Origin of the sequence: Mycolicibacterium nivoides, from assembly GCF_003855255.1 — a bacterium.
Taxonomy (GTDB): Bacteria; Actinomycetota; Actinomycetes; order Mycobacteriales; family Mycobacteriaceae; genus Mycobacterium; species Mycobacterium nivoides.
Map to the genome: position 1 here is coordinate 4357905 of NZ_CP034072.1, position 22715 is coordinate 4380619.

The 22715-nt window shown below is 67.3% G+C and carries 19 protein-coding genes and 1 pseudogene; 13 read left to right on the forward strand and 7 right to left on the reverse strand.

What is annotated here, in order from left to right:
* Positions 1-21: 21 nt before the first annotated feature.
* Both EH231_RS21175 and EH231_RS21180 read right to left on the reverse strand, forming a co-directional pair.
* Positions 22-2823, reverse strand: coding sequence for a helix-turn-helix transcriptional regulator (locus EH231_RS21175; RefSeq protein WP_124713263.1), 2802 nt, complete (start codon positions 2821-2823; stop codon positions 22-24).
* Positions 2824-2878: 55 nt separating this feature from the next.
* Complete coding sequence (locus tag EH231_RS21180; RefSeq protein WP_124713264.1) at positions 2879-4180, reverse strand: carboxylesterase family protein; 1302 nt, start codon at positions 4178-4180, stop codon at positions 2879-2881.
* Positions 4181-4250: 70 nt separating this feature from the next.
* Between EH231_RS21180 and EH231_RS21185 the strand changes: the two genes are divergently transcribed.
* The 7 genes and pseudogenes from EH231_RS21185 to EH231_RS21210 all read left to right on the forward strand — a co-directional run bounded on the left by EH231_RS21185 (position 4251) and on the right by EH231_RS21210 (position 10737).
* The gene (locus EH231_RS21185; protein WP_124713265.1) at positions 4251-5423 is read left to right on the forward strand and encodes a peptidase MATCAP family protein; all 1173 of its coding nucleotides are present in this window, start codon (positions 4251-4253) and stop codon (positions 5421-5423) included.
* Positions 5420-6412, forward strand: a complete 993-nt coding sequence (locus EH231_RS21190; RefSeq protein ID WP_090430076.1) for an ATP-grasp domain-containing protein — start codon at positions 5420-5422, stop codon at positions 6410-6412. The genes EH231_RS21185 and EH231_RS21190 overlap by 4 nt, the downstream gene beginning before the upstream one ends.
* Positions 6413-6454: 42 nt before the next feature.
* The gene (locus EH231_RS21195) at positions 6455-6823 is read left to right on the forward strand and encodes a hypothetical protein (protein WP_124713266.1); all 369 of its coding nucleotides are present in this window, start codon (positions 6455-6457) and stop codon (positions 6821-6823) included.
* Between the two features lie 13 nt (positions 6824-6836).
* Positions 6837-7718 (forward strand): tRNA glutamyl-Q(34) synthetase GluQRS, encoded by an 882-nt coding sequence (gluQRS, locus tag EH231_RS21200; RefSeq protein ID WP_124713267.1) that lies wholly within the window; start codon positions 6837-6839, stop codon positions 7716-7718.
* 155 nt (positions 7719-7873) lie between these two features.
* Positions 7874-8467 (forward strand): annotated as a pseudogene (locus EH231_RS34910) (transporter substrate-binding domain-containing protein); the annotation flags it as partial.
* Positions 8468-8560: 93 nt separating this feature from the next.
* Entirely contained in the window at positions 8561-9964 is a 1404-nt protein-coding gene (locus EH231_RS21205) for an ABC transporter permease subunit (protein ID WP_241178191.1), read from the forward strand.
* A complete protein-coding gene (locus tag EH231_RS21210; RefSeq protein ID WP_090430069.1) occupies positions 9961-10737 on the forward strand; it encodes an amino acid ABC transporter ATP-binding protein in 777 nt (258 codons plus the stop codon). The genes EH231_RS21205 and EH231_RS21210 overlap by 4 nt, the downstream gene beginning before the upstream one ends.
* Here the strand turns inward: EH231_RS21210 and EH231_RS21215 are convergent.
* The gene (locus tag EH231_RS21215) at positions 10734-12047 is read right to left on the reverse strand and encodes an acetyl-CoA hydrolase/transferase family protein (RefSeq protein ID WP_124713269.1); all 1314 of its coding nucleotides are present in this window, start codon (positions 12045-12047) and stop codon (positions 10734-10736) included. The genes EH231_RS21210 and EH231_RS21215 overlap by 4 nt on opposite strands.
* A gap of 73 nt (positions 12048-12120) precedes the next feature.
* On the opposite strand from EH231_RS21215, the gene EH231_RS21220 reads away from it, so the two are divergent.
* Entirely contained in the window at positions 12121-13317 is a 1197-nt protein-coding gene (locus EH231_RS21220) for an MFS transporter (RefSeq protein WP_124713270.1), read from the forward strand.
* Here EH231_RS21220 and EH231_RS21225 read toward each other — a convergent pair.
* From EH231_RS21225 to tgt, 3 genes are all read right to left on the reverse strand, one after another.
* Positions 13298-14509, reverse strand: a complete 1212-nt coding sequence (locus EH231_RS21225; RefSeq protein WP_124713271.1) for a saccharopine dehydrogenase family protein — start codon at positions 14507-14509, stop codon at positions 13298-13300. The genes EH231_RS21220 and EH231_RS21225 overlap by 20 nt on opposite strands.
* 76 nt (positions 14510-14585) lie before the next feature.
* A complete protein-coding gene (locus tag EH231_RS21230; RefSeq protein WP_090430802.1) occupies positions 14586-15827 on the reverse strand; it encodes a cytochrome P450 in 1242 nt (413 codons plus the stop codon).
* A 34-nt stretch (positions 15828-15861) separates the two neighbouring features.
* Positions 15862-17106 carry a tRNA guanosine(34) transglycosylase Tgt gene (gene tgt, locus EH231_RS21235; RefSeq protein ID WP_124713272.1) on the reverse strand — a complete coding sequence of 415 codons (1245 nt, stop codon included), beginning with the start codon at positions 17104-17106 and terminating at the stop codon, positions 15862-15864.
* Between the two features lie 66 nt (positions 17107-17172).
* On the opposite strand from tgt, the gene EH231_RS21240 reads away from it, so the two are divergent.
* A complete protein-coding gene (locus tag EH231_RS21240) occupies positions 17173-17622 on the forward strand; it encodes a lipoprotein LpqH (protein ID WP_090430061.1) in 450 nt (149 codons plus the stop codon).
* Here EH231_RS21240 and EH231_RS21245 read toward each other — a convergent pair.
* Entirely contained in the window at positions 17609-18532 is a 924-nt protein-coding gene (locus EH231_RS21245; RefSeq protein WP_124713273.1) for a haloalkane dehalogenase, read from the reverse strand. The genes EH231_RS21240 and EH231_RS21245 overlap by 14 nt on opposite strands.
* A 138-nt stretch (positions 18533-18670) precedes the next feature.
* Here EH231_RS21245 and EH231_RS21250 point away from each other — a divergent pair, with 138 nt between their 5' ends.
* From EH231_RS21250 to EH231_RS21265, 4 genes are all read left to right on the forward strand, one after another.
* Positions 18671-19171, forward strand: coding sequence for a lipoprotein LpqH (locus tag EH231_RS21250; protein ID WP_090430057.1), 501 nt, complete (start codon positions 18671-18673; stop codon positions 19169-19171).
* A 105-nt stretch (positions 19172-19276) separates the two neighbouring features.
* Complete coding sequence (locus tag EH231_RS21255; protein WP_124713274.1) at positions 19277-20617, forward strand: PE-PPE domain-containing protein; 1341 nt, start codon at positions 19277-19279, stop codon at positions 20615-20617.
* A gap of 23 nt (positions 20618-20640) precedes the next feature.
* Positions 20641-22407 carry a penicillin-binding transpeptidase domain-containing protein gene (locus EH231_RS21260; protein WP_090430052.1) on the forward strand — a complete coding sequence of 589 codons (1767 nt, stop codon included), beginning with the start codon at positions 20641-20643 and terminating at the stop codon, positions 22405-22407.
* 65 nt (positions 22408-22472) lie between these two features.
* Positions 22473-22709: a hypothetical protein gene (locus tag EH231_RS21265; protein WP_090430050.1), complete on the forward strand. Its 237-nt coding sequence runs from the start codon at positions 22473-22475 to the stop codon at positions 22707-22709.
* Positions 22710-22715: the final 6 nt, after the last annotated feature.

Sequence of the window (22715 nt, forward strand, 5' to 3'; positions counted from 1 at the left end):
GGACCCTTGAAAACCCGTGGTTCAACCGGTCCAAGACACGGATCGCAGCTGCCTGCGTGACCGGACACCGAGCTTGACGAAGACCTTGCGCAGGTGCCATTCGACGGTGTGGGTGCTGATGAACAGCTGCGCCCCGATCTCCTGATTGGTCAGCCCGTCGCGGGCCAACTGCGCGATCTGCGCCTCCTGCGCGGTCAACTCGTCGCCCGAGAGCAACGGCTGTTTGCGCACTTTCTCCCCGGTGGCGGTCAGCTCGCGGCGGGCTCGTTCGGCGAAGCCCGTGGCGCCCATCTTGGTGAACATGTCGTACGCGGCGTTGAGGTGTTCACGTGCGCTGGTGCGCCGCTTCTGGCGACGCAGCCACTCCCCGTAGCGCAGGTGGGTCCGGGCCAACTGCACCCCGATCCGGGTGCGGCGGAGCCGTTCGACGGCCTCGTTGAACAACGCATCGGCTTCAGCGTCACCAGCTACCAGGGCCCGCGCACCGGCCAAGGCTCCTATGCCCCAGTCGGTTTCACTGGCACCCGCACAACGCTCCAGCCGGCGCACCGCGTCCTCGGCGACCTCCCGCTCACCTACGCGCACAGCGGCCTCGGCCAGCTCGAGCAGGGTCCAACTGTAGAACCCGAGGTTGTTGTACTCGCAGGCTTTCTGGGCCGCCGCCAACGCCTCCTGGTACCGGCCCAGCCCGTTGTAGAGCACCGCGGCCGCATACCCGGCGACGCCCAGCAGCCGACCCTCACCCTTGGCGATTCCCTCCGCCGTGCCCGCCTCGATCAGGGCGCCGGCCTCGGTGAGGTCTCCACGCCAGGCCGCCAGCTCCACCTTGTGGTACTTCATCGGGTGATGGCCGATGGCCGCCGAGATCGAATCAGCCTCCTCCATAAGCCGTGCCGCCGTGACGAATTCGCCATGGTGCACGTGCGCTCCGGCTTGGTAGGCGATCGCCGCAGGCAAAATGGCCAGCGCTCCCGTAGCGCGGGCGTAGCCGACCATGTCAGTGGCGAGTCGGTCGATCAACTCGTCGTCCCATATCTCGTGAGCGGCCGATTCCTGGACGATCGGGAAGGCCAAAGTCAACCAGCCCAGGGCCCGGCCATCGTGCCGTCGGGCGTGTTCGCACCACAGCTCCAGTGCGGAACGCAGGTCATCGGCTGCTGCCTGCAGACCTTCGGTGACCAACTTCGCCATGCCGATGAGCAGGACGTCGATGGGCCGAGACGGCGCCACGACGCCCTCGACCGCCGCACGCGCCGCCTCTGCGGCCGAGATCAGCGCCTCGGGCTGACTGCGCGAGGCGAACATCGCGGCGGCCATCGCCTCGATATACGTCTCCCGGGCCAGCTCGTCGTCGAGGTGCTCCAGCTGCCTGGCGGCATCCAGCAGCAGCGCGGCCGCATGGCGGACCGCTGGCGCCCCCGGCAGACCGCCCCGGCTGCGGGTGAACTCCATCTGTGCGCGCAGCCGTCCCACCTGGGCTCGCTGCAGGTCGGTCAGCGGATTCAGTTCAGCCAGGGACAGCAGTTCATAGGCGGCTTCAGGAGCCGCTGCCTCACGTTTGGCTCCGGCCGCCGCGATCGCGCGGGCGGCGCGCAGGGCCGGATCGGCGGACAGGATCGCCGCCCGCTCAAGAAATGTGGCCGCGGCGGCGATCCCGCCTCGGCTCTGGGCGCGCCATGCCGAGGCTTCCAGTTCGGCGGCCACGACGTCGTCGGGACCGGTCGCGGCGTTGGCGGCGTGCCAGGCCCGGCGATCGGGATCCTGCTCGGGATCGGAGGCACTCGCCAGCGCCCGGTGCACCGCCCGGCGGTCGGCCACGTCTGCCGCCCGGTAGGCCGCCGACCGGACCAGCGGGTGGTGAAACCGCATGCGGGGGCCGAACTCGATCACCCCGGCGGCCTCGGCCGGCGCCAGCGCTTCCAAGCCGATCCCCAAATACTCTGCGGCACGCGAGAACACCACCGGATCACCGACCGGATCCGCCGCCGCGAGCAGCGCCAACTGACGAGTATCCGCGGGCAGTGACTGGATTCGGCGGACAAAGGCCTCCTCGACCTGCCCGACCGACGGCCGCGTCCCCGCGATCCAAAAGCCACCGGCACGCTCCGCAGCCGGGACATTACGCGGCACTTCCAGCAGGGCCAGCGGATTACCGCGGCTTTCGGCGATGAGCCGGTCACGGACCCGCTCGTCGAGCCGCCCCAGAACCACCGAGTCCAGCAGGTCCCTGGCATCGCTGTCCGACAGACCTTCGAGCCGCAGCTCGGGCAGGCCAGGCAGGACGTCGACGGCGGCGCCGTCGCGATCGTCGCGGACCCCGAACACCAGTACCACCGGCTCGGCCAGCAGCCGCCGCGCGACGAACCCAAGGGTCTGAACCGACACCTGATCGAGCCACTGGGCGTCGTCGATCACACACAGCAGCGGCTGATCGTCGGCGGCGGCAGCCAGCAGGCTCAGCACCGCCAGGCCGACCAGAAAGCGATCGGGCACTGTGCCTACGCCACGACCGAAAGCCACCGAGAGCGCATCGCGCTGCGGTTCGGGGAGCTCGTCGAGGTGATCCAGCAGCGGTGCGCACAGCTGATGCAATCCGGCGAAGGCCAGCTCCATGTCGGACTCGACCCCGGCCACCTGGGTCACCCGGAACCCCGGCGCGTGTTCGATGGCGTAGTCGAGCAGCGCCGTCTTGCCGACGCCGGCCTCGCCGCGCACCACCAGCACCGCGCTGCCGCCCGAACGGCTACGCGATACCAGGTCTCGAAGTGCCGCGCATTCGCTGACGCGGCCACGCAGAGACGGGACTGCGCCCATAATCGCCATCACACCACCGCGTCCGAATTTTGCCGAAACCCTACCAAGGGAGGTCTGTTCTGGCTCAGCCGAACCGCAGTGCCGGCGCGGGCAGCGATTCGACGCCGCGGTGGGCGAATTGTGTCCAGCGAGTGCGCATCTCGGCCGAGAGCTGACTGTCGATGGCCCGCTGCGGGCCGAGCATCGGGGCATCCGCCCAGGTCTGCGGTGTGCCGAACAGGAACGGCAACTCCATGCAGTGGCAGGCGCCCAACGGAGCGTTGACCGGTGTCCAGTCGAAGCGATAGGTGCCCACCCGGCCGCCGTGGGTGCGCCAGGCCGCGGCCAGGCGTTCGGCCGGGCCGGCGAACGCCTGTTTGGTGATCGTCGCCGACCCGGCCCGGACGGCGAGCCGCCCGAGGACGGGCACCCGGTTGAGCCTGGCCACCCGAGGGTCCATCGCCACGAACGGCGCGGCGTCGTCCTTGGTGTATCCGATCAGCAGCTCGATGCGCCCCGCCGCGTCGGCGATGGCATCGGGTACGTCCGCGGGTGCCGGCAGCGGCGCCCGGCCGAGCCGGGGCGCGAACGCGAGTCCGCCGAGGAGACCGAAACCCTGCGCGGCGGCCACCGCGGCGCCTTCCGCTGCGAGCAGCTGGTCGACACTCGCCTCGGCCGGATCGGAGCCGGCGAGGGTGGTGGCCATCGCCGAGCCCATGACCTGCGCCATCTCGTCGCGCCCGTCGTCCAACTCGAGCGGAGCGCTCTGCAGGATCGCGCGGTGGAACAGCCCGACCGCGTCCTGGCACAGCATCAGCGACATGACCGAATGCGCACCGGCCGATTGGCCGAATGCGGTGACATTGGCCGCGTCGCCACCGAACGCGGCGATGTTGTCGTGCACCCAGCGCAGCGCCAGGATTTGGTCACGCAGTCCCAGGTTGTCCTCGCCGGTCCCGGGTGGCGCCAGATACCCGAAGATGCCGAGCCGGTAGCTCACGTTGACCACCACCACGTTGCCTGCCCGGGCCAGGGCACTCGGGTCGTACTTGGCAGACTCCCCGCTGCCCGCGACGTACGCACCGCCGTGGAACCACACCATGACCGGAAGCCGGCGCGCATCGACGGGGGCCGTGACGGTCAGCACGAGGCAGTCCTCGTTCGTCGACAAGCCGGCCAGTGCGTCGCCGGTGACCCAGCCCAGACGTGACGGCCGCTGCGGGCAGGCGGGACCTGATTGGGTCGCATCGCGAACACCCGACCAGGCCGCGGGCGGTTCGGCAGCCCCGAATCGCCTGGCGGTGCCGTAGCGCACACCTCGCGCCTGCACCAGTCCGTCTCGATGGTCAACCCGGATCGTGCCGCCGGCGATTCTCCGCTCTGCCATTTCCTGAACGTTAGCGGGCACAACTTCGAACAACGGATTGACCACGTCGACAATTGGGTATCGATAGCAAGTGGGTCGAACTTCGCCCCTTGCGCAGGAATCCTTGGACGTCGATGCGCGTCTGACGGAGATCGAGCGCGAGCTCAACCTCCTGCTCTACGTCACTCCGACCAATGGAGCCGAGGCGTGGCGGGATTTCGCGCGCTCGGGGTTCGAGTCAGTACCCACCCTGCAGTCGAGACCGCTGGACTTCGACCCGGATATGGTCAGGCGCGACCTCTACGACGTCGAGATCGAGCGAGTGGAGAACCCTGCGCTCAACTCTCTCTTCCGCGGAAAACGCGACGAGATCGCCCGGCAGATCACGTTGCTCGAGGACCGAGGCACATCGCGGTTCAGGTATGGCGCGCTGCAACTCTATGGAGATCCGGGCCACTCGCTGTGCGCAACGGCCCGCTCACTGCTCGATCTCATCGACCCGCAACCGATCAGCCCGACCAGCGTCACCGCCATGGAATTCGCGGAGGCGGCACGCGCGGAGCTGGAGTCGGCCTACCCGGATTTTCCCGTAGCGGTCGAGGTGCGCGACGACGTCGCCGATCTGATGGTGCTGTTCGGCAGGCTCTACATCCCTGCCACCGCCGTCTTCCGCAAGGATCGAGTGCAGCCACTGATCCAGCACGAGGTCGGAACCCACGTGCTGACCTATCGCAACGGCGAGGCGCAGCCGTTGAGCCTGCTGGCCGTCGGGCTGCCGTCTTACGAGGAGACGCAGGAAGGTCTGGCGGTGCTGGCCGAGTACGTCGTTGGGGGGCTCGATCCCCGGCGCATACGCGTGCTCGCCGCGCGGGTCGTTGCCGCATCGATGATGTTGGCCCACGCGGAGTTCGTCGAGATCTTCAATCACCTGACCGACGCCCATGGCTTCGCGCCGCGCACCGCGTGGTCGGTGACGAGCCGCGCAACATTCGGCGGAGGTTCGACCAAGGACATCATCTATCTGCGCGGTATCGAACGAGTCCTCGGGTACTTCGCCGAAGGACGCAGCATCGAACCCCTTCTCGCCGGCAAGCTCGCCCTCGACCATGCGCCGCTCGTGGAGGAGTTGATCCAGCAAGGGGTTCTCGAACCGCCGCGAGCGCGCCCACGCTGGCTGTCAGCGCCCGGGGCGCAAGTGCGGATCGACCGTATGCGCGGCGGCATGAGCCCCGCAGACCTACTTGAAATGGATGTGGCCGCATGAGGATTGCATTTCTGGTCAATCGCGCGGAGACCGAGGTCGACGAGTACGCGACCACCCGCCTCGCGAAGGCGGCTGCCCTGATGGGCCACGAGGTCTGGTACGTCGGGCTGAGCGACGTCAGTATCGGCGAGCCCGACGGTCAGATCGGGGCGCACGCACGTCCCGGCATCGCCCGGGGTGAGGACACGCTGACCTCGTTCGTCGATCGCATGAAGGAGAGTTCGCCCGAGCGCATACGCATGGACGAGCTCGACGCCGTGTTTCTGAGGAACGACTCGGTCGAGGATCGGCAGGATCGGCCGTGGGCCAGCAGCTTGGGTTCCATGTTCGGTCAGCTGCTCGTGGCGCACGGCGTCACCGTGGTCAACGACCCCGCGGTGCTCATGCGTGCGGCGTTGAAGGTATACCTCGACGAGTTTCCGGCGCAGATCCGCCAGCGATCCCTGGTGACGCAAAACGTGGACGACGTCCGGAGCTTCATCTCGTCCGTGGGACGCTCCATCATCAAACCGCTGTGCGGCGCGCAGGGCCGCAACGTGTTCATGATCGTCAGCGATGACGAGCCCAACTTGAATCAGATGATGGAGTCTGTGCTGGAAGACGGCTACATCTACGCCCAGGCATACGTCGAGGGCGCCGAGGACGGCGACATGCGGATCTTCCTGCTCGACGGAGAGCTCATCGAGGTCGACGGACATCCCGCAGCTTTCCGGCGGGTACCAGAGGGGAACGACCCGCGAGCCAACATCTGCAAGGGCGGCACAGTTCAACCCGAAGAGGTCACCGAGAAGCAGCGCGCGGTGATCGAGGCGATGCACGACAAACTCGCGCAAGATGGGATGTTCTTCGTCGGCATCGACATGATCGGCGACAAAGTCATCGAGATCAACGCCGAGAGTCCGGGCGGTCTGCAGGCGATGGAGCATCTGTACGGAGTCGACATCTGCCCGGCCGTGATCGAAGCGCTGGAGCGCCGGACTAGTGCGTGAGTGGCGGGTTTACCGCCGGCCCGGTTCGGGCACGTCATCAATATGTCCGTAACAGCATTCCAGGACCTGCCACTGGCTGACCGGGACCGCGAGTGGGACGGCGACGCCGCCGAAAAGCGCGTCCGCAAGTGGGCCGATGCGCAGGACGAACCCAACCAGAAATACCGCGATGCCCACGTCTGGTACGACAAGGACGAGAAGGACAACTTCACCGCCTACAAGCTGCTGATCGCCGATGTGATCGGCGGCAAGCTCGAAGCGGTGCCGCGCGGCGTGATGGCTGCGGGCGCGGTCATGAACGGCGCACGAGGCGGTGTCGACCTGCCCGAGGACGACATCGACCGGGTGAAGAGCCACCTGGCCAAGTACTACAAGAAGATGGGCGAGACAGCGCCCTGGGAGCGTCGTTAGCTAGATTGCGGGCGTGAGCCTCACCCCCGCCGGGCGGTTCGCGCCGAGTCCGTCGGCCGACCTGCACATCGGCAACCTGCGCACCGCGGTGCTGGCCTGGTTGTTCGCCCGGTCCACCGGGCGGCGGTTCCTGCTGCGGGTCGAAGATCTCGATGACCGCACATTCGCCGAGATCGGCACGCGTCAAGTCTCCGACCTGGCTGCGATCGGATTGACCTGGGATGAGCCGGTGGAATGGCAGACGGGTCACCAGGACCGCTACGACGCCGTGATCGAGCAATTGAGTTCCGACGGCGGGTTGTACGAATGCTATTGCAGCCGAAGGGATATCGCCCAGGCACCGCGGGCTCCACATGCCCCGGAAGGCGCGTACCCGGGCACGTGCCGGGACCTGACCGAGGCCGAGCGTGCACAGCGCCGCGCCGAAACCGGCCGCCCGCCCGCGCTGCGGCTGCGCACGGACACCTTCGTCGGCACAGTCACCGACCTGCTGCACGGCAGCTATACGGGGATCATCGACGACTTCGTGGTGCGCCGCGGTGACGGTGTGCCCGCCTACAACCTGGCCGTCGTGGTCGACGATGCCGCCTCCGGTGTCGACCAGGTGGTGCGCGGCGACGACCTGTTGAGCTCGTCCCCGCGCCAGGCGTATCTGGCCCGGGTGCTGGACTATCCGGAACCCATCTACGCCCACGTTCCGCTGGTGCTCAACGAGGACGGTGCCCGGCTGGCCAAACGCGACGGCGTGGTCACCCTGACCGAGATCGGCGTCGAGCGGGCGCTGGAGCAGATCAGCGCGTCGCTGGGCTGGCCGGCACTGGATCTCGACGGCATGCTGGACCGGTTCGACCCGGCGGCGCTGCCCAGGCACCCGTGGATATACCTGCCGTCCTGAGCAGAACCCTTCGCGGCGGGCCGACTCGTTGCTAGGTTGCGCCGGTGCACTACTACCTGAGACGGGCTGTGCTCGCCGTCATACTGCTCGCAGCGTTGCTGGCCACCGCATGCGGTACTTCCGGTAAGAGTGAAGACCCGATCAAGTCTGCCGGCGTGCTCCGTGTCGGCACCGAGGGCGTCTACTCGCCATTCAGCTACCACGACCCGAAGACCGGTGAACTCGTCGGCTACGACGTCGACGTCGCCAAGGCGGTCGGCGAAAAGCTGGGCGTGAAGGTCGAATTCGTCGAGACCCCGTGGGACTCCATCTTCGCCGCGCTCGAGGCGGATCGGTTCGACGTGGTGGCCAACCAGGTGACCATCAATCCGGAACGCCAGGGCAAGTACGACCTGTCACAGCCCTACACGGTCGGCGAAGGTGTCATCGTCACCCGGGCGAACGACAACTCGATCAAGTCGCTGGCCGACATCAGGGGCAAGACCGCAGCGGAGAACGCCACCAGCAACTGGTCGGAGGTCGCACGCAAGGCCGGCGCCAAGGTCGAGTCCGTCGAGGGTTTCACCCAGGCCATCACCCTGCTCAACCAGGGCCGGGTCGACGTCGTCGTCAATGACAGCATCGCCGTCTACGCCTACCTCGCGGAGACCGGCGACACGAGCGTCAAGATCGCCGGCACCGTCGGCGAGAAGAGTGAGCAGGGTTTCGCGGCCCGCAAGGACAGCGGGTACCTGCCCGAGCTCGACAAGGCACTGAGCGAGCTGCGTGCCGACGGCACGCTGTCCCAGATCTCGCAGAAGTACCTCAAGGCCGACGCCACCGGTGCACCAGCGGACACCCCGATCCGGGCCGCGGGGGTGCTACGGGTCGGCACCGAGGGCACCTACTCGCCATTCAGCTATCACGACCCTGCGACGGGCCAGCTCGCCGGGTATGACGTCGATGTCGCCAGGGCCGTTGGCGAGAAGCTCGGTGTGCCGGTCGAATTCGTCGAGACCCCATGGGACTCCATCTTCGCCGCGCTCGAGGCGAATCGCTTCGACGTCGTCGCCAACCAGGTGACCATAACCCCGGAGCGCCAGGCCAAATACGATCTGTCCCAACCGTATTCCGTCGGCGAAGGTGTGATCGTCACCAGGGCCGACGATGACTCGATCAAGTCGCTGGCCGACCTGAAGGGCAAGACCACCGCGCAGTCGATCACCAGTAACTGGGCGCAGGTGGCCCGGGATGCCGGCGCCACCGTCCAATCGGTGGAGGGTTTCGCGCAGGCGATCACGCTGCTCAACCAGGGCCGCATCGATGCCACCGTGAACGACAGCATCGCCGTCTACGCCTACCTCGCCGAAACCGGTGACACCTCGGTGAAGATCGCCGCCCAGACCGGAGAGCGGAGCGATCAGGGTTTCGCCGCACGGAAGAACAGCGGCCTGCTGCCCGAGCTCAACGGTGCGCTCCAGGAACTGCACGCCAACGGGACACTCGCCAGGATCTCGCAGAAGTATCTCAAGGCCGACGCCACCGGTGCCGCGCCGGAGGGCACTCAGGGTGCGCCGGGATCGCAGCAGGAACCGCCCCAGGTTCGTTCGGCGTTCCAGTTGGTCCTCGACAACCTGTGGCCGCTCGCGAAAGCCGCGCTCACGATGACGATCCCGCTGACCATCATCAGCTTCATCATCGGATTGGTGATCGCGCTGGGCGTGGCATTGGCCCGGCTGTCGTCCAACGTGGTGCTGAGCAACATTGCGCGCTTCTACATTTCGATCATCCGCGGTACGCCACTGCTGGTGCAGTTGTTCATCGTGTTCTACGCACTGCCGGAGTTCGGGGTGAAGATCGACCCGTTCCCCGCCGCGGTGATCGCCTTCAGCCTCAACGTCGGTGGCTATGCGGCCGAGATCATCCGCTCGGCGATTCAGAGTGTCCCGAAAGGCCAGTGGGAAGCCGCCGAGACCATCGGCTACAACTACGCGGGCGCGCTGCGGCGGATCATCCTGCCGCAGGCCACCCGCGTTGCGGTACCGCCGCTGTCGAATACCTTGATCTCGCTGGTCAAGGACACGTCATTGGCGTCAACGATTCTGGTCACCGAACTGCTGCGGCAGGCGCAGATCGTCGCGGCGCCGACGTTCGAGTTCTTTGCGCTGTACGGCACGGCGGCCATCTACTACTGGGTCATCTGCCTGGTGCTGTCGTTCGGGCAGGCCCGGGTGGAACGCCGATTGGAAAGGTATGTGGCGCGATGAACGAACCGAACGGAAGCGCGATCGAGTACCGCGTCGAAGCCGAGGGTGTCGAGAAGGCCTTCGGTGACAACAAGGTGCTCAGAGGCGTGTCCTTCAAGGTGGCTCGTGGGACTGCCACCACCATCATCGGTCCGTCGGGATCGGGTAAGACGACACTGCTGCGCACGTTGAACGCGCTCGACCGGGCCGATGCCGGCGTGATCCGGGTGGACGATGTCGAGATCGACTTCTCCACGCCGACAACGAAACCCGAGGTGCGCCGGTTCCAGTCGCGCAGCGGTTTCGTGTTCCAGAGCCACAACCTGTTCCCGCACAAGACGGTGCTGGAGAACGTGATCGAGGGCCCGGTGATCGTGCAGAAGCGACCGAAGGAGGAGGTCGTCGCCGAGGCCACAGAGTTGCTGGAGCAGGTCGGGCTGTCCGACAAACGCGACCAGTACCCGTTCCAGCTGTCGGGCGGGCAGCAGCAGCGGGTGGGCATCGCGCGGGCGTTGGCGCTGAAACCCAAGCTGGTCCTGTTCGACGAGCCGACGTCGGCCCTCGACCCGGAGCTGGTCGGCGAAGTGCTGTCGGTCATCAAGGACCTTGCCGTCGAGGGCTGGACGCTGGTGATCGTCACACACGAAATCCAGTTCGCCCGACAGGTTTCCAACCAGGTGCTGTTCACCGACCAGGGCATCATCCTGGAACGTGGCACTCCCGACGAGGTCATCGGCGATCCCAAGGAGGAGCGCACCCGCCAGTTCCTCCAGCGGATCCTCAACCCGCTCTAGCCGGCGGGCGGACGTCCCTGCGCCGCCCGCTGCGCGGCCGCCAGAAGCGCGTCGCGGAACTGCGGATGTGCGATCGCGGCCAGTGCCTCGCCGCGCTCACGAACCGTCCGTCCCTCCAATTCGGCTGCGCCGTACTCGGTGACGATCACGTCGACCTGGTGGCGCGGCGTCGTGATCACGGCGCCGGGGCCGAACCACGGCACGATCCGCGACTGGAGCACGCCGTCCTTCTCGAACGTCGAAGGCAGGCAGATCAACGAGCGGTCCGACAGCTCAAGGCCTGCGCCGGCCACGAAATCCTCGGCACCGCCGATTCCGCTGAACTGGTCGCCGGCGATGGTGTCGGCGACGACCTGGCCGTGGACGTCGACCCCGAGCGCGCCGTTGATCGTGACCATGTCGTTGTTGGCACCGATCACCTCCGGCGCGTTGACGATCTCGACCGGGAGGAACGCGACGTCGGAGTTGCCGTCCAGCCACGCGTAGAGCTCGGCCGAGCCGAACGCGAAGGTCGTCACGCTCACCCCGTCGTACAGCCCCTTGCCTGCGTTGGTGACCTTGCCGGCACGGTGCAACTGCATGCACCCATCGGTGAACATCTCGCTGTGCAGGCCGTACCCATGCCCATCGCCCTCGGCGAGCAGCGCGGCGATCTGGCTGGGAATCGACCCGATGCCCGTCTGCAGCGTCGCGCCGGACGGTATGTACTCGACGGCGTGCTTCGCGATCGCCCTGTCGACGTCGGTGGGCGACGCCGCGGGCAGCGCGAGCGGTGCGTCGGACGAGGGCACGAGGATGTCGATCTCGTCGACATGCAACGCATGGCGGTAGTCGTCCAGCCCGAATGTTCGCGGAAAGGCATCCGATGCCTCGACGACGAGCAGCCGCTGCGGATCGGCGCCCGCGCGGCGCAATTCCCCGACTGTGGCACCCGCGTGCAGGGACAGGGAGCACCAGCCGTCCGCGTCGGGTGCCGCCGCGACGGTCGTCATCACGCGCGGGGCCTGGCGCTCGAGCAACGGGGCGAACCGACGGAAGTCCGCTGGCGCGAACTCGACGTCGGCGCCCATGTCCCGCAACATCCGCTCGAAGGGACCGTAGAAGCCGGAGCGATAGCGGACGCCCTGCCGGGTGAACAGTTCGGTGCCGACCGCGAGTAGCGCGCCGTAGACGCGCAGGTCCGTCCAATCCGTGCGATCGCCCAGCGCTCGCAGGAACGCCGGAGGCTGGCCGGGTCCCAGCGGAATCCCGAGCGTGTCGGCGGTCGCCAGGCGCGCAGCGGCCTGTTGGGCGGTGAGCTCTTCCGGCATGGCGTCACTCTTCCACACCGCATGGTCCGATTTCCGCCAGCACGCCGGCGCGGGCGCTCATACCGTCACACACATGACACCGCAGCCTGAAATGCGCCGAATCACCGTGTGGTTCATGGCGATTGCCGCAGCCCTCGGCACCGCCGCCATCTACCCACTGCAACCGGCCATATCCGATGTCGCTGACAGTCTTGACATCTCGGTTGCCCACGTCGGATTGGCACTGGCATGCGGACCCGTCGGCTACCTGCTGGGGCTCGCGATACTGGTACCGCTCGTCGACCGGTTTCCGCCGAATCACGTCCTCGCAGGGCAGTTCGGCGCGTTGGCGGTGGCCTTGGCGGCCAATGCCGCCGCCGGCTCGCTGTGGATCCTGGGGCTCACCGTCGGAGTGATCGGCGCCTGTTCCACCGTCGGCGCGCAGTTGAGTTCGGCCACCGCGCGCTTCGTCCCGGACGGCCGCCGGGCAACCGCGCTGGGAATGGTGACAGCGGGCATTTCCGCCGGGATCATCGGCGGCCGGACCGCCGGTGGCTGGCTGACGGACGTGGCGGGATGGCGGGGCGGCTTGCTCGTGTTCGCCCTCGCCTGCGCCATCGCCGCGCTCGTCTCACTACGGGCCCTGCCCGCCACACCCGGATCGGCCACCAGCGGCTATCTGGCGACACTCCGCGGTCTGCCCGGCCTGTACCTGCGATTCCCGACGTTGCGCATCGCATCGCTCCGCGGCGCGCTCTGGTTCTTCGCGTTCTGCGCGGTGTGGGCCGGCCTCGCCGTCGCGCTGGCACAGCCGCCGTTCTCGTACTCAGCCGAGCGGATCGGCCTGTACGCCCTCGCCGGTCTCCTTGGCATCGTCGCCACCCGCATCGCCGGGGTATGGACCGACCGCGTGGGCGCACGACGAGTCATGATGATCGGACTGGTGATCGCCGCCTTGGGCGCGGTCACCCTCGGCGGGTCTCTGTCCAATCCCGCGGCCACCCTCGTCTGCCTGGCTGTGTTCGACGCGGGGCTGTTCGCTGCCCAAGTAGCCAATCAGAGCACGGTTTTGGCGATCGACCCGGCCGCGCCCGCGCGGTTCAACAGCGCCTACATGGTGGTGTACTTCGTGGGCGGCAGCCTGGGAACCGCGTTCGGCGCGGCCGCCGTCGGATGGCTGGGCTGGCCGGTGACCGCCGCCGTCACCGCCGCGGCGATCGTTCTTGCGATACTGCTCACCGCCACCGACCGTCACGAAGTGAGCCGGCAGGCTACGGTGCGAGTTCCTTGATGCCCCACGGCGAACCGTAGTCCTTCAACAGATCCAGGAACGGCACCGCGTCGAACGCCTCAGGGCCCAGCACGCCGGCGCCGCTCCAGGTTCCGTTGGCCAGAAGTTCCAGCGCCACAACAGGATTGATCGCCGTCTGCCACACCACGCACTGATGGCCGTACTCGGCCATCGACCATTGGTTGTCGACGACGTGGTACAGGTACGTCGAACGCGGGTTACCGTCCTTGCCGGTACCGGTCACCCACAACCCCGCGCAGGTCTTGCCGTGCATCTGTGGGCCGAGCGTCGCCGGGTTGGGCAGGCACGCCGCGACCACATCGCGGGGGCTGACCTGGACCGGGCCGACCGTGACCTTGTCGGTGCGGTCCAGCCCCACCTTGTGCAGGGCCTTGAGCACATCGATGAACTCGGCGCCGAGACCGTACTTGAACGTCGCACGCTTGCAGTCCACCCAGCGCGGCATCAACAGCACCTCCTCGTGCTCGACGTTGACGCATTCGACCGGGCCGATGCCCTCGGGGAAGTCGAAAACCTCTGGCTCACTGAATGGTTCGGTGACGAACCAGCCGCGCCCGGCCTCCCAGATCACCGGCGGGTTCAGGCATTCCTCGATCGTGGTCCAGATCGAGAACGACGGCGCGAAGTCGTATCCGTCGACGGTGAGGTTGGACCCGTCGCGGGTGCCGAGTTCGTCGATCTCGGAGAACAGGTGATCGGCGGCGTAGCGCGCGAACACATCCGAGAGGCCGGGCTCCACTCCGATGCCGACCAGGGCCAGCCTGCCTGCGGCCTGCCAATCGCCCTCGACCGCGAACTGCTCGTCACCGAGCTTGACCCCGGTGAGCTCGTAGGGCTTGTCGGGATGACGATGCGACAGGCTCATCGCCATGTCGAGATAGTCGGCTCCACCGGCCAGGGCACCGTTGAAGATCGGCATCACGAATCGGGGATCGACGGCGTTCATCACGTGGGTGATGCCGTGTTGCCGCACCAGTTCGGCGACGGCGGCGGCCGACCCGGCGTCGACCTGGGCGGCGCTGAACCGGGGGTCGCCGACCTCCGCGACCGCCGCGGCGGCCCGAGCCTCGTCGTAGTCGCACACCACGATCTGCTCGAAGAAATCACGTCGTGCCGCGATCGCACAGAACGCCGAGCCGACGCCGCCCGCGCCCACCAACAGAATCCGCATGCGGAAGAACCGTACCTGCAGATTGCGATTTTCGTCGAGGTTAGCGGCTATTGATGCTGATTCCGCAACAGATGGCCTAAATCGCCACGGATAGCGTCGACATCCCTCGCAGGGTCAGGTTCGCCTTGTACACCGGGTCGGCAGCCAGACGGGCGTTCGGGAACCGTGCGGTGACCGCCGACAGCGCCACCGAGGCCTCCAACCGGGCCAACGGTGCGCCGAGGCAGAAATGTGCACCCTTGCCGAACCCGATGTGCCGGATGCTCTCGCGGGCCGGGTCGAACTCCTCGGGCCGCTCATTGGCCGCCGGGTCGCGGTGTGCGGCGGCCAGCAGCAACAGCATGGTGTCCCCGGCGGGGATCGTGATGTCACCAATGGTCATGTCTTCACCGGCAATTCGGCCCACCAATTGCACCGGCGGGTCGTACCGCATGGTCTCTTCGATGATGGCGGCGACCCGCGAGGCGTCCGCACCGAGCCTGGCCCACTGGGACGGATGGCGCAGCATCGCCAGCGTCGCGTTGGCGATCAGGTTGACCGTCGTCTCGTGTCCGGCGATGAGCAGCAGATTGCAGGTCGCGACGATCTCGTCCTCGGTGAGCTGGTCCCCGGATTCCTCGACCGCGATCAGCGCCGACATCAGGTCCGCACCGGGGGCAGTGCGGCGGGCGTCGATCAGGTCGCGCAAGTAGTCGTTCAGCCATATCCCGGCCTTCATCTGCTCATCGAACAGATCCGAGGTGTGGCCGGTCAGGGCCAGGAACGGGTCCAGCGATGCGGCCAGCAGGCCCGAGGCGTGACTGAACTTCGGCTCGTCCTCGACCGGCACGCCGAGCAGTCGGCAGATCACCGCCACGGGAAGCGGATAGGCCAGGTCGGCGATGACATCAACGGACCCCGAAGCTCCCGCCTTCTCCATGTCGTCCAGCAATCCGTCCACCAGCGCGGCGATGTCGGGTTCGAGGGCCTTGACCACCTTCGGCACGAAGGCCTTGCTGACCAGCCTGCGCAGCCGGGTGTGGTCGGGCGGGTCGAGGAACAGGAAGCTCGCCGGGCCGCGGGGCCGGGGGCCGGACTCGGCCTCGAGCTGCCGCTGCGTGATGGTGGAGTTGGTCCGGTCGCTGCGGGTCGACGGATGCCGCAGCACCTCGTCGCAGTCGGCGAACGACGAGAACACCGTGAGGTTCGACTCGGGCAGGTGCAGCGGCCCGAGCTCGCGGATCCGGTTGTACGACGGGTAGGGATCGGCCCGGCAGGCCGGGTCGAGCAGCTGCATCAGCAGGGCCTGCGGGGCCTGATCGTCGGTGACGGTCGCCATCTTCTTATTGTGCACGCGTAGAAGAAGCGGCAGTTCAACTGATGGGCACTCCGTAGTACCGCCCCAGCACGTGCGCCCGCAGCTCATCGAACTCACCGGCCACGATCGAGGCCCGGATCTGGTCGACCAGCCGGATCACGAACCGCTCGTTGTGGATCGTGCACAACGTCGCCGACAGCATCTCCTTGGCCTTGAACAGATGCCGGATGTAGGCGCGTGAGTAATTGGCGCAGGTGTAGCAGTCGCATTCGGCATCGATCGGGGTGAAATCCCGCTTGTACCGCGCCCCGGTGATGTTGAACCGCCCGGTCGCCGAGTACACCGCCGCGTTGCGCGCCACCCGCGACGGCGATACGCAGTCGAAGGTGTCGGCCCCGGCGGCCACCGCGTCGAACAGGTCATCGGGCTCGCTGATCCCGAGCAGGTGCCGGGGCTTGTCCGCGGGCAGTTCACTGCTGACCCAGCCGACGATGGTGGCCAGGTTCTGCTTCTCCAGCGCACCGCCGATGCCGTAGCCGTCGAAGCTCAGCCCCTCGGCCGGTCCGGCCTGCTGCCCGATCGAGGCCAGCCCGCTCGCGGCCTGCCGGCGCAGGTCCTCGTACTGGGCGCCCTGCACCACGCCGAACAGCGCCTGCCGCGGCCGCTCGGGTGACAAACCCTGCAATCGGTGATGCTCTGCCAGGCACCGCACCGCCCACTCGTGCGTGCGCTGCACCGAGCTCTCCTGGTAGGCGCGGGTGTTGACCAGCGTGGTGAGCTCGTCGAACGCGAAGATGATGTCGGCGCCGAGCTTGTTCTGGATGCCGATCGACACCTCCGGGGTGAACCGGTGTTTCGAACCGTCCAGATGCGATCGGAACGTGACGCCGTCGTCGTCCACGACGGCCAGCCGTTCCTTGCCCTTGGCGATGATGTCGTCTTTCTGCAGCCGCTCGGTGTCCATGGCCAGGACCTTCTTGAACCCGACACCCAGCGACATCACCTGGAAGCCGCCGCTGTCGGTGAAGGTCGGGCCGGGCCAGTTCATGAACGCCCCCAGCCCGCCGGCCTCGGCCACGACATCCGGGCCCGGCTGCAGGTACAGGTGGTAGGCGTTGGCCAGGACCGCTTGGGCGCCAAGCTCTTTCATGGCCTCGGGAAGCACCGATTTCACGGTGGCCGCGGTACCGACCGCGATGAACGCCGGGGTGTGGATATCGCCGTGCGGAGTGTGAATGGTCCCGACCCGGCCGAGTCGGCCGGGCAACTCGGCCTCCACGGTGAAATACGGCTGGTCCACATCACGTATTCAACCGGATGCGCGTCCGATTTCCGTCACGGGGGCGGACGCGACCATACTGCGGACGTGAATTTGGTCATGCGCCGCCCCATTGTCATTGCCACCGGATTTGCCATGTGTCTGGCCGCAGTCGCCGGATGCTCGTCGCAGGATTCGGGTTCGCCCACGAAGTCCGGCCAGGGCCGGGTCACCTTCGGTCCCAATGACGCCGGTCCGGTCAGCAGCGTCAGCTGCGAGACCAAGGACGGGCTGACCACGATCGGCATCAAGGGCAAGATGCCGGCCTCCGTTGTGCTGACCGACGGCGAGGCCCCGGTGGTGCAATCGGTGAACATCGGCGACGTGAACGGCGAGGGTGCGTCTCTGACCTATCTCTCCGGCCTGTCGGGCGTCCCGGTGGTGGCCGCGCGCGACGGCAAGGGTTACACCGTCACGGGCACCGGCATGGGCATCGACCCCAACGAACCGACCGCACCGGTCGACATGCCGTTCGACATCGCGGTCACCTGCCCGTAGGCGGACGGTCGGCGAGGAACTCGACGATTGCCACGGCCAGTTCCTCGCCGGCATCCTCTTGCAGGAAATGACCGGCATCGCGGATCACCGGATGGTCGATCCCCTGCGCGCCGCGCATCTCCCGCTTGAAGATGGGCGCCATGCCGCCGGTAATCGGATCACTGTCACCGAATGCCACCAGCATCGGAGTCTTGCTGGCCGACAACACCTTCCACGCTGAACGGTTGGCAGCCGAGGCCGGGTCGTCGGGGGTGGTGGGCACCAGGCCCGGCATCGCCCGGGGGCCCGCACAGTAGGAGTCGTCAGGGAACGGCGCATCGTAGGCCGCGCGGACCTCATCGCTGACCGGGCGGCGGCAACCCGCGGCGACGAACCTGCCGACGTCGATCGTGGGCAGGTTCTGGATGGCCGTGCGGAACTGCCACCAGATCTCAGGCATCGGAATATCACCGGTCGGCAGCCCTGTGTTCGCCACGACGATGCCGGCGAACCGGTCCGGGTGCTCGGCCGCCAGACGCAACCCGATCAGGCCGCCCCAGTCCTGACCGACCAGCGTCACCCGCCGCAGATCGAGGACGTCGAAGGCGAGTGCGCGCATCCACTCGACGTGCCGCGCGTAACTGTGGTCCTCGATGCGGGTGGGTTTGTCCGACCGGCCGAAGCCGACCAGGTCCGGACAGACGACGCGGTGCCCCGCCGCGGTCAGGATCGGAATCAGCCGCCGGTAGAGAAACGACCAGGATGGTTCCCCATGCAACAACAGGATCGGGTCGGCATCCGGCGGCCCGGCCTGCACCCAGGCCACCCGGAGCCGGCCACCGTCGCCGTCGTCGACATCGGAATACTCTGGCGAGTAAGGGAATTCAGGTAACCCACCGAAACGGGCATCGGGCGTACGCAGTATCTGCATGGCGCCGAATTTACGAGCGCACGCTCGCGGCTACGGACAATTCACCCAAATCCACGCCCACGACCTGCACGAACCCGAATACTTCTGCCTGACAGTCCGCCACTTGCGACGGGCTGCACAACCGTGAGGAGAGCACTGGTGAAGCGTGAGTTCCTGGTAGCCGTCGGCGGCGCCGCGATCGTCGTCGCCGGCCTGTCTGGCTGTTCGTCGAGCGACAAGAAAGACACCTCCAGCGAGACGAAGGCCACGGCAACGGCGTCGGCAAAATCTTCGGCCGAGGCCGGAGGTGCCCAGGCGACAACCGGCTCGGGCACCGCCCGCGTCAGCATCGACGGCAAGGATCACAAGGTCGAGGGCACGGTCGTGTGCGCCACGGTCGCGGGCAATGTCAGCCTGACCGTCGGCCAGGGGATGAGCGCTGTCACCGCGACGCTGAGCGAGGGCGACACGCCGTCGGTGAGCGCGGTGGCACTGGGCAATGTCGACGGCATCACCCTCGCCTACTCGCCTGGCATGCCCGGCGGCAGCGCGGAAGCCACCAAGGATGGCAACAAGTACACGATCAAGGGCGACGCCACCGGTATGGACGGAATGAACCAAGTGACCAAGCCTTTCGAGCTCGAAGTGGCCTGTCCATAACAAAACACTCACATCTAGCAAACATCTGACATAGTGTGGGCCCGGACTGACCCGGGCCCACACTCCGTTCTCAGTCGCTTCACCCGCACGACTCGGAGGTGCACCGTGGCCAATCACCGAAAGCACGCGCGTTCGTCCGCTGCCGCGGTGGCCGGAGCCACGGCAGGCATGGCCGTGGTACTCACCTTCGGGCATGTCGCCGACGCGCTGGCCGCCACCCTGCCGGGCAGCGTCGCGGTGGTCGGTGTGGGCGGGAAAGACGACACCTTGGGTGCGCGGATCCCGAACAAATTCGGCGGCGATTACGTGCCGTACAACGGCGGGTTCGCCGGGCCGGCAGACGGTCGGTACTACCCGGTCCACTATTCGGCCACGCTGCCGATCGACACGAGCGTGGCCGACGGTCGCGAACCGCTGATCGACCAGGTGGATACCGCCCGTACCGGGGTCGGTCCCGACGGGACGATCTACATCGTCAGTTACTCCGAGGGAACCATCGTCGCCGAGAAGTACAAGCGCGAACTCGACGCCAACGGCAGCCCCGGCACCGGCACGTTGAAGTTCGTCTACATCGCGTCGCCGACGGTTCCCAACGGCGGCATCTACGCCCGCTTCCCGGATCTGGGACCGCTCGGCCTCCTCGGGTTCACCAGCACCGGCGCGGCCGAACAGTCGCCGTACGACGAAACCTTCATCACCATCGAGTACGACCCCGTCGGTGACTTCCCGGCTTATGCCAACCCGTTGTCACTGGCCAATGCCGCCGCCGGGTTCGTCTACCTGCACGGCGATCCGACCCCGGATGCCGCGGACCTCAACGATCCGGACGCGATCATCGTGACACCGGTCAGCACGCCGGGTGGCGGCACGGACACCTACATCCTGGTCAAGACCGAACACCTGCCGCTGCTGCAGCCGTTCCGCAACTTCTCCACCGCTCTCAACGCCACGGCGTTCACCGAACCGGTGCTCGGCGCGATCGAGCCGACCCTGAAGCTCGCCGTCGACATGGGCTACACCGACCGGGACTACTCCGATCCCGCCACGCCGACCCGCTTCTCGTTGATCACCCCGCCGAAACGCATCATCGAAACCGTGAACGCGCTTCCCGGCGCCATCCAGGAAGGTGCCGACAACTTCAAGGACGGATTGCCTTCCACCGCAGCACCTTCGACGACCTCGGGGCCCACCGACCGCGCCGCGGTGAAGAAGGACATCCCCAAGGCCGCCCCCAAGGTGGTCGAACCGCAAGGCGAGACGAACGACGAGGCCGACGTTCCCGACAAGCCGGTCAAGCGCACCCCGGCACAACGTCGCGACGACGTACGCAGCGCTGTGTCGGACGTGGCGAAGAACGTCAAGGACGCGTTCAAGCCGAAGCCCAAGCGCGAGGCCAAGCCCAAACACGAGTCAGAGCAAGGTTCGGACGCCGACAAGGCCGCCTGACTCGCTGATGTCATGCTGGGAGCATGACTCAATGGCGCGCCTTGCTCTTGCTGCTGTGCCTGTTTCTCCCGATCGTGGGATGTTCCTCGGCTCCCGACCCGGCTGACCGCTTCGCCGCCTTCGCCGATGCCCTGCAGCGCAAAGACGCCAGCGGAGCAGCCGCACAGACCACCGACCCTGCCGCCGCCGAGCCTGCGATCAAGTCGATGTTCGACGGCATGGGCGATGCCGCCTCGGTCAAGGTCGGCGCCGAACCAGAGGACGGCGACGAGTCCGGCGCGACACTGAAGTATCAGTGGTCCTGGGGTGAGGGCCACGACTTCGCCTACGACGCCACCGGCACCGCGACCAAGACCGGCGACGACTGGCGCATCTCCTGGGCGCCGACGCTGTTGCACCCGGATCTGCGGGACGGCTTGAGGTTTCAGTACAGCACCGACAGCGATCTGCAGACCCCGGTGCTGGACCGGACCGGTCAGCCGTTGATGACGTGGCAGACCGTGGGCGTGATCTCCCTGGACCGCGCGCACCTGGATTCGGCCGCCCCGCTGGCCGCGCTGCTGGCCCCTTTCGACGCCACCACCACCGCCGAATCCATCGGCGCACAGTTCGCGTCGAACTCCGATGACCGGGTGACGGTGATGAAACTGCGCGAGGACGACCTCGCATCGGTGCGCGACCAATTGACCCAGGTTCCAGGCGTGACGGTGGCCGAGCAGGGTGAGCTGCTGACGACCGACCGCCAGTTGTCCTCACCCGCCATCAGCGGTTTGGCCCAGCTGTGGCACGACCGGATCACCAAAGCCGCCGGGTGGTCGGTCTATCTGGTCGACGGGAAGGGCGCAGCCGCTCAGCGGCTGACCGCGCAACCACCCGCGCCGACAGACCCGATGCGCACCACGCTGGACCTGCGGCTGCAACTGCTGGCGCAACAGGCGGTCGCCCAAGAGGCCCGGCCCGCCGTCGTGGTCGCGATCTCCGGGTCGACGGGCGGCATCCTGGCCGCCGCGCAGAACACCGCCGCAGATCCCCAAGGCGCCATTGCCTTTTCGGGCCTCTATCCGCCGGGATCGACGTTCAAGACCATCACCACCGCAGCCGCGCTGGAGGCCGACCTGGCGACCCCGGACACTCCGGTGGCCTGCCCCGGACGGTTGACGATCGAGAACCGCACCATTCCCAACGACGACGACTTCGATCTGGGGACAGTTCCGTTGGCGTCGGCGTTCTCCCATTCGTGCAACACCAGCATGGCGGCGCTGTCGGACAAACTGCCCGCCGATGCGCTGACCAAGACCGCCCGTGCGTTCGGCATCGGAGTCGACTTCACCATTCCAGGGCTCACCACGGTGACCGGCCGGGTTCCCAACGCGGACACCGCGGCCCAGCGGGTGGAGAACGGAATCGGCCAGGGCACCGTGACGGTCAGCCCGTTCGGTCTCGCGGTCGCCGAGGCCAGCCTGGCGCACGGGTCGACGATCCTGCCCACCCTGGTCGACGGCGACAAGGTGACCGCCGACAGCCCCTCGCAGACACTGCCGGCCGGCGTCACCGGGGCGCTGCGGGACATGATGCGCAAGACCGTGACCGAGGGCACCGCAAGCCAATTGAGCGATATCCCCGATCTCGGCGGCAAGACCGGAACCGCCGAGTTCGGCGACAACACGCACTCGCACGGATGGTTCGCCGGGATCGCCGGTGACATCGCTTTCGCCACCCTGGTGGTGGGCGGTGACTCGTCGACGCCCGCGGTGAAGATCTCCGGAGACTTCCTGCGGACTACCGGCTAGCCCTACCTGCGAGATGGGTGTCAGCAGCGACGACACCGAGGTGCCCGGAGCGCCAGGATTGGTGCATGAAGAAGCCGATGAAGTTCGTCGCCACCGCACTGGCCGCCGCCGCGATCGGCGGGGCGGTCGCCATGGCGCCGATCGCCGCAGCCGCACCCACACCTCCACCCACGCCGATGAGCGGCACCGATCCCCTGGTCCCCTACGGCACCAATCCCTACCTGCCCTACCCCCAGGGCTACGTCGATTCCAACCATGACGAGGTCTACACCACGAATGGCAGTGTGGAACTTCCGTTCTGAGGCCGT